We start from the raw sequence: 12,080 nt of genomic DNA, 5'->3' as shown, positions 1-12,080 counted from the left end.
CCTCAGGTCCCCATCCGCTGCAACTCGACCACGTAGCGGGCGACCTCCTGCGGCGAGGCGACGCGGCGGGCGATCTCCACCCGTTCCTCAAGCACCTCGGGGTCGTAGGGGTCCACCCGCAGGAGCTGGTTGGCGAGGAGCAGGGCCCGCCGCAGGTCGCCCCGCCCGCGCGCCGCCCGCATCTGTTCGCGCAGGGCGAGCGTCACCGCCGTCTGCAACTCCTCGCGCAGCCCGTCCGCCCACTCGCTGTCGGTCACCGACGCCATGAAGGGCCCCCGGTACAGCGCCAGGATGCGCGCGGCGTCGCCCTCGCCCAGCGCCCGGCGCAGCTCTTCCACGTCGAGGGTGAGGCTCAGCCCCGGCCCCAGCGAGTAACGCGGCTGATTGTGCGGCCCGGTGTGGATCACGACCTCGCGCCCCAACCCCTCGCGCAACTCGCGGATCACGCTGCGGATGTAGTTCGAGCCCGTCACCGGCTCCTTGTCGGGGTAGAGGTCGAGCTGAATCTCCTGCCGGGTGCGCCCAGGATGTTGGCTGAGGTACACGAGGAGCAGGGCGCTCCCGTGCAGGGTGAGGGGCACGGCCTGCCCGTCGCGCGTGATCTGCACGCGTCCCAGCGTCTGCACCTGCACGTGGGTCAGGCGTTCGTCGTCGAGCGACGTGCCCCCCGTCACCGCCGCCAGCCGCTCCAGCACCGCCTCCATGAAGGGCGCGACCTCCGGCTCCAGCAGGGCGCTGTGGGCCAGCTCGGCCAGTTCCTCGATGTCGGGCTTGTACCGCCCCTGGTCGCGGTCTTGCAACAGCCGTTCGAGCGCTTCCCTCAGACACCCGACCGCCTCCTGGGCCCGGCCCGCCCGCCGCAGCGCGTCCGCCTGATGCAGCAGCGTGCGGGTCAAGAGGTGGGCGTCTTGCATGGCCCGTACGCCCGGCAACGCCGCCTCGAAGTCGCTGAGCGCGAGCTCGACCTGCCCACGCCGCCTCAGCACCACCGCGCGCGTTACGAGCAGGGGAGGGGGAAGCTCCTGGCCGGGGCCCACGCCCTTGTGCAATGCCTCCATTGCCTTAGCGTGTTGTCCCTGCTCGCTGTAGAACTCGGCGAGGCGGGAGATGGTCCAAACACGAGCCTCATGGTCGCCGCTGCGTTGAACTATCTGCAAAAGTTCATTGAGTGTTGAGTGCAATTTATGATGATCACTCCGCAACCTGTAAAGGTCAGCTTCTACAGCAAGAATCATTGTCAACCAATGATCAGATGAGTACTCTGGTCTAGACAGTATGTTTCGCGCCTCTTTTATGTATTCTAGAGACGAGTCAAGTCTTTTAAAATTCAAGTAGAGGCTGGCGGCACTATGTAGAGTTGAGATTCGAGGATAGGGAATGGGATCAATTCTCAGGACTTTTAGTGCCTCCTTGTATAACTGCAATGCCCTACGATCATTCCCGATAATCGAATACATTTGTCCTAAAGTTTGAGTAACTCTGCCCGTCAGTTCTTCATCACCCATTGCCATGTATCCGTGCCAAGCTTTCTCACAGCGCATCAGCCCGGACTCAACTCGCCCCAACTGAAATTCCGCTGTCCCCCACCATCTTTGATTGCGTAACGCAAGCTCACCCGACAGTATAAACTCTACATGCGCGAACTGCTCACATGCTTCTTCGAAACGCCCTGTTAAGCGGAGTAGGTTGCCTAATTCCACCATCGCTTCCGGGTCACCTAACACACTAGCCCTAGTCAGTGGTGTCTCTGCACTTTCAAACTCACGCAGCCTAAGATGTGCCAGTCCTACCATTCGCCAAACTTCAACAGGGGCGTGTTCAAGACATGACCCATATGTGATAACGCTGCGGTAGCTTCCCGATTCGAACGCAGATTTCAACGCACTGAGTGAGTCCATCCGTCACCTCACGTCTCCTTCAGTACGCTAGACCTATGAACTTCAAGCTTAGAGGCCTGCATCTTACACACCTGTCACAAGTGCCCTGCCACTCAGAGGGACCCAGCAAGGGGGACGTGCTGAAAGCGGGCATCAAGGACTTCGGTGTGATGACGGCAGGGATCAAAGATTTCGGCGTGATGAAGGCGGGGATCAAGGACTTTGGTGTCATGCAAGCGGGAATCAAAGATTTCGGCGTCATGATCCCCCTCCCCACCCTCGGGAAGGCGGCCTGATATGCTCACCCACAAGGTGACGCCCGCTCCCAAGCCGCAGCCCGTGAAGGCGGACCGGCCCGTCGCAGAAAAGCCGCGTGACCTCACCCTCCCGGTGATGCGAGGAACGACAGTCGACTTTGGGGTCATCTGAAATGAATATTAACGCAGAGTGGGGCCGTCCGTGAAGGCGGCCCCGCTTGCTTTTTGCCTGTTGCCGTGAAGAACTTCACTCGGCGACGCTAGACATCCAGACAACCCGCCCTTCCTTGTTAATTGAGAGGGCCCTGGACGTGCAACCACCGAGCAATAAAAAACCCGCGCGAGGCGGGAACTTTTTGGTGGGTCGTGTAGGAATCGAACCTACAACCCGCTGATTAAGAGTCAGCTGCTCTGCCAATTGAGCTAACGACCCGGTTAGCGAAGGGGAGTATACGGACGCCCGGGCAACCTGTCAAGGGGAGGCGAGGCCAGTCAGAATGAGCGCCCGCACCGTTCCAGCGAGGTACAGGCTTCCCGTGACGAGCAGGGTGCCGCCCGGTGGGGTCAGGGCGAGGGCGCGGGAGAGGGCCGCGTGGGGGTCGGGGTGCGCCTCCCCCCCGTAGGCCAAGGCGAGGCCGTGGGGAGCGGTCGCCGGGTCGCCCGGCGCGGTGAACACCCGGACAGGTGCGAGGGTGAGGAGGGGGGCAAGGGTGGCGGCGGTGTCCTTGCGGGCGAGGTTGCCGAAAAGGAGCACGTCGGCGCGGGGCACGCTGGCGGCGAGGGCGCCCGTGGCGTGCGGGTTGTGGGCGCCGTCGATCAGAACCGTCTTCCCGCCGACCTCCAAACGTTCCAGCCGGGCGGGGTGGGTGGCATCCAGCGCCGCGTCCACTCCCGTCTCATGGCCCAACAGCCTCAGTGCCGCCAGAGCCAGGGCGGCGTTCGCGTGCTGGTGCGCTCCCGCAAGGCGGGGCGGGCGGGGCAGCGCGAAGAGGGCTGGATGCGTCTCCGGGGTGAGGAGGGGGGCACCGACCTCCGCCGTGACCTCCCGCACGACCTCCAGCGCCTCCCCGGTCGCGGTGGTCAGCAGGGGCACGCCGGGCCGCGCGGCGAGGGCCTTGTCGCGGGCGATGTCGCGCAGGGTGGGGCCGAGGGTGGCCGTGTGGTCGAGGGCTACGTTGGTGAGGGCGACGGCACATACCGTGGAGAGCGCCTGCGTCGCGTCGCTGACCCCGCCCACCCCGGCCTCCATCACGGCAAGCTCGACTCCCTCCCGCGCGAATTCCAGGCAGGCGAGGGCCAGGGTGAGGTCGAAGAAGGCGGCCTCCGGCGCGTGCTCCTTGGCCCAGGCGATGAACTCAGTGGTGCGCGCCGGGTCGAGGTCGTGGCCCTGGAGGCGGATGCGTTCCTCATAGCGGGTGAGGTGCGGACTGGTGAAGCGGCCTACCCGGACCCCGGCAGCGAGAAGCCCGGCCTCCAGCATCGCGCAGGTGCTCCCCTTGCCGTTCGTGCCGACGACCCGGACGGTATCGAAGTGGCGATCCGGGGCTCCCAAGCGGTCGAGGAGGACCCGGGCCGCCTGGGGTCCCCGCGCCCGGCCCGCGCGGGTGCGCGAGAAGAGCCAGTCGTGGTCGGGCCCGCCCGTCATGGGGCGAGGGTAGCGCGGCCCCGGCATGTAGGATGCGGGCCGTGACGCAGACGGGTGGGTCGCCCCGCGTGGGCGTGGTCATGGGCAGCCGCAGCGACTTCGAGACGATGGCGGGGGCGCTGGACGTGCTGCTCGACCTGGGGATCGGGTACGAGGTGCGGGTGCTCTCGGCGCACCGGACGCCCGGCCTCCTCGCCAGCTACGCGGCCCGCGCCGAGCGGCTGGGCCTCACCGCGATCATCGCGGGGGCGGGGGGCGCGGCTCACCTGCCGGGGATGCTCGCCGCTTTCACCCGGGTGCCCGTGCTCGGCGTTCCGGTGCACAGCCGCGCCCTGAGCGGCCAGGACAGCCTGCTCAGCATCGTGCAGATGCCCGCCGGGATTCCGGTCGCCACCTTCGCCATCGGGCAGGCGGGGGCGAAAAATGCCGCCCTCTTCGCCGCCGCCATCCTCGCCACGACCGATGGAGAGGTCCGCGAGCGCCTGACCGCCTTGCGTGAGCGGCAGACCCGGGCCGTCCTCGACGATCCCTATTTCGAGGGCCACCCGGAGGCGGGGCCCGAATGACTCCTCCTACACTCGGCATCCTCGGCGGCGGCCAGCTCGCCCAGATGCTCGCCCTCGCCGCCCTGCCGCTCGGCATCAGGACGGTGGTGCTGGAACCCGACCCGCAGGCGCCCGCCCGGCTGTGCGCCGAGCACCTGTGCGCCCCCTACACCGACCCCGCGGGGCTGGGCCGCCTCGCCGCGTGCGACGCCGTGACCCTGGAGTTCGAGAACGTGCCGGTGGAGGCGCTCGCCGCTTTAGAGGGGCGGGGGCCCGTGCGGCCCGGCGGAACGCTCCCGGCCCGCAGCAAGCACCGCGCCCGCGAGAAGGAGGCCCTGCGCGCGGCGGGGGCGGCCACCGCGCCCTTCGTGGCGGTCGAGACGCAGGCCGACCTGCCCGGCGCCCTGGAGGCGGTCGGCGGCCAGGGCCTCCTCAAGACCTCCGAACTCGGCTACGACGGCAAGGGGCAGGCGCAGGTGAATTCAGAGGCGGACCTGCGGGCGGCCTGGGAGGGCCTGGGCCGGGTGCCCTGCGTGCTGGAGGAGCTGGTCGCCTTCGAACGCGAGGTGAGCCTGGGGGTCGCCCGGAACGTGGCGGGGGAGGTCGCCTTCGGGCCGCTGGTGGAGAACACGCACCGTCGGGGTATCCTGCGCACGAGCGTCTATCCGGCGCAGGTCCCCCCAGACACGGAGGCGCAGGCCCGCGACCTCGCCCGGCGGGTGGCCGAGGGCTGGGGGCTGGAGGGACTGCTGACCCTCGAATTCTTCCAGTTGCCCGGCGGTGACCTGCTGGTGAACGAGGTCGCCCCACGCGTTCACAACAGCGGTCACCTGACCCAGGACGGTGGGGGCGTCAGCCAGTTCGAGGCGCAGGTGCGCGCGGTGCTGGGCTGGCCGCTGACCGACTGGGCCCCCCTGCACCCCTGCGCGATGGTGAACGTCGTGGGGACTCCGGATGAGCGGGAGCCTGACTGGGATGCCATAGACGCCCTCCCCGGCACCCGGCGGCACCTCTACCACAAGGCGCATCGCCCGGGCCGCAAGCTCGGGCACGTCAACCTCGTCGCGCCGGATGTGGAGACGTTGTGGGGGCGGCTGGCGGAGCTGGAGCGGCGAATTCCCTGAGGCTCCGGGGGGAGGGCCCCCTCGCCCCCCTCCCACGGGTGAACCCCGGGGGTGGGCGCCCTCACGGCAGGTCAGCCCCTCCTTCCTAGCCTGGGGGGGTGAAGCGCCTCCTTCCCCTGCTGACCCTCACCCTCGTCGCCTCGGCGGGCGCGCGCGGGGCCGAGCCGTTCAAACTCATCCTGCGCGCCAGCGAACAGCGGATTCAAAAGGGGCAGGTCGGCACCCAAAGCATCGTCAAATCGTGGGCCCTGCCCGCCGATGCAGTGGCCGCCAGCCGGAAGCACCGCAAGGTCAGCACCCGGCTCAGCCCCGCGCTGGGCCGGATGTTCGACGAGATCGACGCCCGCAAGCCCCTCCCCGCCGTGTTTCGGAATGTCGGGGGCTCATGGGTGGCGCGGGGGCAGACCGGCTGGCTGGCCGACCGCGACGCGACCAAACGCAACCTCCTGAGGGCGGTCCTGGCGGGCAAGAACAGCGCCGAGGTCGTCTACAAGCCCATCCGACCGGCCCGGAGCGTGGCGGAACTGGCCCGGCGCGGGGTGCTGTGGCACGTCTCGACCGGGACCAGCAGCTACGCGGGCAGCCCGGCCTTCCGCGAGAGGAACATCCTGGTGGGCGCGAGCAAGCTTGACAACTTCTTCATCGCGCCGGGGCACGAGTTCAATTTCAACGAGGAGATCGGGCAGATCGACGCCTCGACGGGCTTCGTCAAGGGCTTCGTGATCAGCGGCGGCACCCTGACGAAGGAGGACGGCGGCGGCATCTGCCAGGTCAGCACCACCGTCTTCCGGGCGCTCTACCGGGCGGGCCTGCCGGTCACCGAGCGCCACGAGCACAGCCACCGGGTCCGCTACTACGACCCCGTGGGCTTCGAGGCCACCGTGTACGCGCCGAGCAAGAACCTGCGGATGAGGAACGACACCGGCAAGTACCTCTTCATCCAGGCCGCCTGGGACCGCCGCGCGCAGACCCTGCGCTTCGACGTGTTCGGGGCCAACACCGGGCGCCGGGTGAAGGTCGGGCAACCGGTGGTGATGGGCTTCCAGGCCCCCGCGACCCCCAGCTACACCGCCGACCCCCGTGTCGCCCCGGGTCGCCGCCGTCTGCTCGACCAGCCTATGCAGGGCATGACCAGCGTGATCGGGCGCGTGATCGTCTATCCGGGCGGCAAGACCAGCCGGGACACGCTCAAGAGCGTCTATGAGCCCTGGGGCGCCGTGTACGGGGTGCATCCGGGCGACGAGCGGCTTTGATCTCGGGGAGGGCTGGGGGGGGCCTGGCGCTACAGTTCCCCCGTATGCCTGCCCTGCCCCCCGTCTCCACCGAGGTTCGCACCCCCCGCCTCCTCCTGCGCGCCCCCAGGCCCGAGGACGCCCCGGCCCTCCACGCCGCCGTCCAGACTTCCCTGCCCGAGCTGCGGCGGTGGATGGTCTGGGCGCAGGAACCGCTCGACCTCGCCGGGACGGTGGAGAACCTGCGGGAGGTCGCCGGGCGCTTCGAGACCCGCGAGAACTTGCGGTACCACGTCTGGAACGCGGACGGCACCGAACTCGTGGGCAGCAGCGGCTACCACGCGCTCGACTGGCGGGTGCCCAGGGGCGAGATCGGGTACTGGATCGCCACCGCGCACGCCGGGCGGGGCTACGCGACCGAGGTGGCGCGGGCCCTGACGGACCTCGGCCTACGTGCCCCGGAGGAAGGCGGCCTGGGCTTGCGCCGCATCGAAATCCGCTGCGACGCCCGCAACGAGCGCAGCGCCCGCATCCCCCGCGCCCTGGGCTACCGCCTCGACGCCACCCTCGTGAACGACGCGGTGGCGGCGGACGACCCGGCTCAACTCCGGGACACGTTGATCTTCAGCGTGACGCGGTGAGGGGAGCAGAAGGCAGATGGCTCGAAGCTTTCAAAAGCCTTCCGCCGCCCTCCTTCTGCCCGCCCGTCAGGGCGTGATCCGCGTTCCCGCCTCCCCCCGCGCCGCCGCCGCGAGGACCCCCGCCGTCATCCCGCTGGCGATCACCGCGTAGGGCGCCCCGGCCTGGAGGGCGTCGAGGGCGGCCCGCACCTTGGGAAGCATGCCGCCCGCGATCCAGCCCGCCCGGGTGCCGGCCTCGACCTCGGCGCGGGGGAGGTGGGGGGCGAGGCTGGAGGGGTCGGGGTAGGCGCGGTAGACGCCCTCCACGTCCGTCAGGAAGACGATGCCCTCCCCCAGCGCCCCCGCGACCGCCCCGGCGGCGGTGTCCGCGTTCACGTTCAGGGCGTCGCCGTCCGGGCCGACCGCCACGCAGCCCACGACGGGGGTGATCCCGGCGCCGAGGAGGGTCCGCAGCAACCCCGCATTCACGCCCGTCACCCGCCCCACCCGGCCCAGGGCGGGGTCGAGGACCTCGGCGCGCAGCAGCTCGCTGTCGCGTCCCATCAGGCCGACCGCCGCGCCGACCTCCTGGCTCAGCCGCTTGTTGAGGCCGCACAGTGCCAGCTCGACGATGTGCATCGCCTCCGGGGGGGTCACCCGCAGGCCGCCCCGGAACTCGCTGGGCACGCCGCGCGCCGCGAGTTCGCGCTCGATGACGGGGCCGCCCCCGTGGACCACCACGACCGGGTGCGTGGCCCGCAGCGCGGCAATCTCCCCGGCGACGGCGCGGCGCAGGTCCGGGCTTTTCATGGCGTTGCCGCCGTATTTGACGATCACGGGGGGAGTCTAAGGGGCCGGGAATCAAACGGCCAGCGCCCCCGGGGGATCAGACCGTTCGCCGACTCGATACGGCGTGCAGGCTGTCTCCCCCCGGCCCGGCGGGGAGGACCGCGACGGGTTTGGCGTACCACGTCAGGGAGGGACGGGCGTCGAGGGCGAAGGTGTAGCCCAGCCTCTCCCAGAAGCGCGCTCCCCGGGGATTCTCGCCGAGCACCGAGGCCAGGATGCGGGTGGTGCCGCGGGGAAGGCGGCGTTCCAGGTCACGCACCGTGCGCTCGCCCAGGCCCTGCGACTGGCGGTCCTCGCGGATCAGGAGCAGGTTGATCGTCAGGTCGCCGGGATGGGGGTAGTCCTGCTTGCAGTCGAGGCTGCCGACAAGTTCTCCGGCGTCGTCGTGGAGAAGGTCGAGGTGGCGGCGCGGATCGAGGAGGGCGATTTCCACGTCCCGCTGGACCTCGGGGAGGGACGGAACGCGGGTGCCGAGCAGGGCGAAGTACCCGGGCGCGGCGTCGTACAGCGTGTGGAGCAGCGGCGCGTGGTGCAGCGCCAGCGGCGTGACTCTCAACTCGGGTGCCTCCCGTCCGGCGGGCGGGTCGGGGGAGAAAGGGTGGCCGGACTGGGGTCAGGATACGCCCCCCTTCCCGGTCGGGCGCGTGAATTCGGCTACCGGAGCGTCTTAGGCTGCTCCTTCGCCGCTTCACACGTTGGGGGTGTGGGGTGCGCTACCCTGCCCCCCGATGAGCCCCGGTTTCTACGCCTCCCGCCTCGCCCGCCCGGGGGCCGTCCTCGCCCCGATGGCAGGCTACAGCGACGCCCCCCTGCGCCAGCTCGCCGCCGAGCAGGGCGCCCTGTGGACCGTCAGCGAGATGATCAGCGCCCGGGGCCTGGTGCTGGGGGGCGACTCGGAAAATCTCTCCCTGGGCCGCCCCTACCCCGGCGAGGCCAACCGCGTCGTTCAACTGTTCGGCGCCGAGCCCGACCTGCTGGCGCGGGCGGTGGAGAGGGCCGAGGGCTGGTTCGCCCCCGCCGCCCTCGACCTCAACCTGGGCTGCCCGGTCCCCAAGGTGCGCGGCAAGGGGGGCGCGTGCCTCCTCCAGACGCCGGAAGTCGCCTTCGAGCTCGTGCGGGCGATGCGTTCGGCCACGAACCTCGACGTGAGCGCCAAGATTCGCCTGGGCTGGGACCGCGACCGCAGCGTGGAGATCGCCCAGGGACTCGCGGCGGCGGGCGCGGCCCTGATCACCGTGCATGGCCGCACGAGCGCCCAGCGCTACACGGGCGAGGCCGACTGGGAGGCCATCGCCCGCGTCGCGGCGAGCGTGGACGTGCCCGTGGTGGGCAGCGGCGACGTGCGCAGCGCGCAGGCGGCCCGCGGGCGGCGGCGTCTCGGGGTCGCGGCGGTCATGATCGGGCGCGGGGCGGTGGGCAACCCCTGGCTCTTCCGCGCGCTCGCCACCGGGGACGACACACCCCCCGGGCCGGAGGAACGCGCCCGCACCGCCCTGCGACACGCCGAGTTGCAGGCGGCCTTTTACGGACTGGACCGCCGGGGCCTGACGAACATGCGTCCGCTGCGCAAGGTGCTGCCTCAGTACCTCCCGGACCTCCCCGAACTGCGAGACGCCCTCGTCACGGTCGAGACGCTGGAGGACGTGGCCCGCGTTCTGACCCCTCTGCTCGCGGGTCTGGAGCCTGTTTTCCCGGGCCGTCCGGCGAGACGAGACGTCCCGGCTGCCGGATAACCCGGCCCCGACGCCTTTGCCCGCCCGTCGGGGGGGAAGGGGGGGAAACGGCCAAGGGAGATGTAAATGTCTTCACGCCGCGTGGGAGGGGGCACGGTATGCTGTGGGCGGCCATGAACGTCCGCGAATACTACGCCTACCTGTCCGCCGCTCGCGAGCAGCTATGGAATTTTCTGCGGGCACTCCCCGGCAGCGACCTCGACCAGCATCTGATCGACGGAGACCGCTTTCACAACATCAAGGACCTGCTGCTGCACGTCACCGACGTCGAAGACCACTGGGTCCACGGCATCGCGCTCGGGGGCGGGGTGGCCGGGCGTTACCCCCACGACTGGGTGCAGCCCCGCGCCGAGCAGTACGACCTCGGCTGGATCATCGATTACGGGCGCGAGGTCTCGGGCCTCACCCGCACCTTCTTGGACAGCGAACCCGACCTGGGCCGCGAGGTCAAGCTGGTGCAGGACGACCCGGCCAGCGACACCGTGACCCTCGACCAACTGATGTGGCACGTCATGACCCACGAGGTCCGCCACACCGCCCAGATCGTCCTCCTGATCCGTCAGCTCGGCCACACGCCGCCCTGGCTCGACTACCTGCGCTTCGCCCGCCCCCACACCGCCGCGCCCGCCCCCAGCGGGGAGCCCGAACCCGAACTGATCGCCGACGACGAGTTCTAGACGCGCCTCTGGGCGCCTCACGTCGGGTGCAGCGGGCCACGGCAACCGTTTCTCTGTTCCGGCAGCAGGATGGGCGGTGCCCGTTCCGCGAGGGGACAGGGAGGAAAAAATCTCGGCTGAAGGGAAGCCGCCGGTCCCCGGGAGGCGGCGGTGTCGCGGCGCCTCCACCCGGAGTGGGGGCGCTTCTGTCCCTCTGGAGCGAGAGGAGCGGGGTCAGTCTGCCCCGGCGCGGTCGAGCGGCGCGAAGTCCTGCGGCGGGCGGATCAGGAGGCGGTCCACGCGCGGGCCGTCCACGTCCACGACCTCGATCTCCCAGTCCTCGACCCGCAGGAGGTGGCCGACCCCCGGGAACTCGCCCAGGGCCTCCAGCACGTACCCGGCGAGGGTGCTGAAGTCCTCGCGGGCGAGCGGGGGCAGGGGCAGCGTCTCGCGCAGGGTGTGCATCGGGACGCCGCCGTCCACGAGGAAGGTGCCGTCGTCGCGCCGCACGACGAGCCCCTCTTCCTCGGGGTCCTCCATCCCGGCGAGTTCGGCGAGGAGGTCGCTGACGGACAGCACCCCGCTGAACTCGCCGTACTCGTCCACCACGACGGCGAGGCGCTGCTGACCCTCGCGCTCCAGCCGGGCGAGGGCGTCTTCCGCCCAGGCCGTCTCGGGGAGGAACACGGCGGGCCGCACGAAGTCCGAGAGGGGCCGCCCGGTGTGCAGCGAGCGCAGCACGTCGGCCACGGCGACTTGCCCCACCACGTCGCCCGAGCCGTCGCGCACGGCGTAGCGGTCGTGTTCAAAGGCGAGGACGGTCTCCACCGCCTGCCCGACGGGGGCCGTCAGGTCGAGGGTCACGGCGTCCACCCGCGGGGTCATCAGGTCGCGCACCCGGCGGTCGTTGAAGCGCAGCACCGACTCGATGCGCCCCTGCTCGCCCGCCTCCAGACTTCCGCTCTCGGCAGCCTGATTCACGATGGCCCGCACGTCCTCCTCCGTGACGAACTCGGCGGCCTCCCCGCGCATCCCGAAGAGGGCGAGCAGCCCGCGCGAGGTGGTTTCCAGAATCCACACGACCGGGCGCATGACCCGCGAGAGCACCGTGAAAAAGGGCGCGACCCGCGTCGCCAGGGCCTCGGGGTTGCGCAGCGCCACCCCCTTGGGCGCGAGTTCGCCGAGCACCAGCGACAGGAAGGTGACGAGGAGGACGACCGCCACGCCCGCCGCCGAGCCCGACGCCTCCCCGAACAGCGGGCGCAGCACGGGTTCGAGGTAGCGGGTGAGGCTGCCGCCCGCGAAGACCGCACTCACGGTGCCGATCAAGGTGATGCCGATCTGCACGGTGGCGAGGAAGGCGCCGGGCCGCTCGATCAATCTCAGGGCCGCCGCCGCCCCCCGGCTGCCGCGCGCCGCCGCCGACTCCAGGCGCGAGCGTTTGGCAGAGACCACCCCCAGCTCCGAGCCCGAGAAAAAGCCGTTGACGAGCAGCAGCGCGATCAGGATGCCGAATTCCAGCAGGGGATTACCCACAGGGGG

The 12,080-nt window shown here is 70.2% G+C and carries 12 protein-coding genes and 1 tRNA gene; 7 read left to right on the top strand and 6 right to left on the bottom strand.

Features of this window, described 5'->3' with window-relative positions:
- Positions 1 to 2: 2 nt before the first annotated feature.
- Entirely contained in the window at positions 3 to 1,157 is a 1,155-nt protein-coding gene (locus tag A7B18_RS21865) for an AfsR/SARP family transcriptional regulator (RefSeq protein WP_180970024.1), read from the bottom strand.
- Between the two features lie 776 nt (positions 1,158 to 1,933).
- Here A7B18_RS21865 and A7B18_RS21275 point away from each other — a divergent pair.
- The gene (locus A7B18_RS21275; RefSeq protein ID WP_146009462.1) at positions 1,934 to 2,173 is read left to right on the top strand and encodes a hypothetical protein; all 240 of its coding nucleotides are present in this window, start codon (positions 1,934 to 1,936) and stop codon (positions 2,171 to 2,173) included.
- Between the two features lie 318 nt (positions 2,174 to 2,491).
- Here A7B18_RS21275 and A7B18_RS05125 read toward each other — a convergent pair.
- A tRNA-Lys gene (locus A7B18_RS05125) sits at positions 2,492 to 2,567 on the bottom strand.
- Positions 2,568 to 2,606: 39 nt separating this feature from the next.
- Positions 2,607 to 3,779, bottom strand: coding sequence for a glutamate ligase domain-containing protein (locus A7B18_RS05120; RefSeq protein ID WP_102125606.1), 1,173 nt, complete (start codon positions 3,777 to 3,779; stop codon positions 2,607 to 2,609).
- Between the two features lie 32 nt (positions 3,780 to 3,811).
- Between A7B18_RS05120 and purE the strand changes: the two genes are divergently transcribed.
- From purE to A7B18_RS05100, 4 genes are all read left to right on the top strand, one after another.
- Entirely contained in the window at positions 3,812 to 4,345 is a 534-nt protein-coding gene (purE, locus tag A7B18_RS05115) for a 5-(carboxyamino)imidazole ribonucleotide mutase (protein WP_102125605.1), read from the top strand.
- On the top strand, positions 4,342 to 5,448 hold the full coding sequence (gene purK / locus A7B18_RS05110; protein WP_102125604.1) for a 5-(carboxyamino)imidazole ribonucleotide synthase: 1,107 nt from the start codon (positions 4,342 to 4,344) through the stop codon (positions 5,446 to 5,448). The genes purE and purK overlap by 4 nt, the downstream gene beginning before the upstream one ends.
- A gap of 98 nt (positions 5,449 to 5,546) precedes the next feature.
- Entirely contained in the window at positions 5,547 to 6,701 is a 1,155-nt protein-coding gene (locus A7B18_RS05105; protein ID WP_102125603.1) for a VanW family protein, read from the top strand.
- A 44-nt stretch (positions 6,702 to 6,745) separates the two neighbouring features.
- A complete protein-coding gene (locus tag A7B18_RS05100; protein ID WP_102125602.1) occupies positions 6,746 to 7,321 on the top strand; it encodes a GNAT family N-acetyltransferase in 576 nt (191 codons plus the stop codon).
- Between the two features lie 66 nt (positions 7,322 to 7,387).
- Here the strand turns inward: A7B18_RS05100 and argB are convergent, their stop codons facing one another.
- Both argB and A7B18_RS05090 read right to left on the bottom strand, forming a co-directional pair.
- Positions 7,388 to 8,137 (bottom strand): acetylglutamate kinase, encoded by a 750-nt coding sequence (gene argB, locus A7B18_RS05095; protein WP_102125601.1) that lies wholly within the window; start codon positions 8,135 to 8,137, stop codon positions 7,388 to 7,390.
- A 49-nt stretch (positions 8,138 to 8,186) separates the two neighbouring features.
- Positions 8,187 to 8,705, bottom strand: a complete 519-nt coding sequence (locus tag A7B18_RS05090) for a GNAT family N-acetyltransferase (RefSeq protein ID WP_102125600.1) — start codon at positions 8,703 to 8,705, stop codon at positions 8,187 to 8,189.
- Between the two features lie 172 nt (positions 8,706 to 8,877).
- Between A7B18_RS05090 and A7B18_RS05085 the strand changes: the two genes are divergently transcribed.
- Together A7B18_RS05085 and A7B18_RS05080 are read left to right on the top strand one after the other, a co-directional pair.
- On the top strand, positions 8,878 to 9,882 hold the full coding sequence (locus tag A7B18_RS05085; protein ID WP_180970023.1) for a tRNA dihydrouridine synthase: 1,005 nt from the start codon (positions 8,878 to 8,880) through the stop codon (positions 9,880 to 9,882).
- Between the two features lie 113 nt (positions 9,883 to 9,995).
- Positions 9,996 to 10,559 carry a DinB family protein gene (locus A7B18_RS05080; protein ID WP_102125645.1) on the top strand — a complete coding sequence of 188 codons (564 nt, stop codon included), beginning with the start codon at positions 9,996 to 9,998 and terminating at the stop codon, positions 10,557 to 10,559.
- A 213-nt stretch (positions 10,560 to 10,772) separates the two neighbouring features.
- On the opposite strand, the gene A7B18_RS05075 is transcribed toward A7B18_RS05080, so the two are convergent.
- On the bottom strand, positions 10,773 to 12,074 hold the full coding sequence (locus A7B18_RS05075; RefSeq protein ID WP_102125599.1) for a hemolysin family protein: 1,302 nt from the start codon (positions 12,072 to 12,074) through the stop codon (positions 10,773 to 10,775).
- Positions 12,075 to 12,080 lie beyond the last annotated feature (6 nt).

Source organism: Deinococcus planocerae (genome assembly GCF_002869765.1).
Taxonomy (GTDB): domain Bacteria; phylum Deinococcota; class Deinococci; order Deinococcales; family Deinococcaceae; genus Deinococcus; species Deinococcus planocerae.
This window is presented reverse-complemented; position numbering and strand designations above follow the sequence as displayed.

Coding starts and splice junctions, on each gene's coding strand:
- A7B18_RS05080 (WP_102125645.1), top strand. CDS start 9,996: ATGAACGTCCGCGAATACTACGCCTACCTGTCCGCCGCTCGCGAGCAG.
- A7B18_RS05100 (WP_102125602.1), top strand. CDS start 6,746: ATGCCTGCCCTGCCCCCCGTCTCCACCGAGGTTCGCACCCCCCGCCTC.
- purE (WP_102125605.1), top strand. CDS start 3,812: ATGCGGGCCGTGACGCAGACGGGTGGGTCGCCCCGCGTGGGCGTGGTC.
- A7B18_RS05120 (WP_102125606.1), bottom strand. CDS start 3,779: ATGACGGGCGGGCCCGACCACGACTGGCTCTTCTCGCGCACCCGCGCG.
- A7B18_RS05085 (WP_180970023.1), top strand. CDS start 8,878: ATGAGCCCCGGTTTCTACGCCTCCCGCCTCGCCCGCCCGGGGGCCGTC.
- A7B18_RS21275 (WP_146009462.1), top strand. CDS start 1,934: ATGAACTTCAAGCTTAGAGGCCTGCATCTTACACACCTGTCACAAGTG.
- purK (WP_102125604.1), top strand. CDS start 4,342: ATGACTCCTCCTACACTCGGCATCCTCGGCGGCGGCCAGCTCGCCCAG.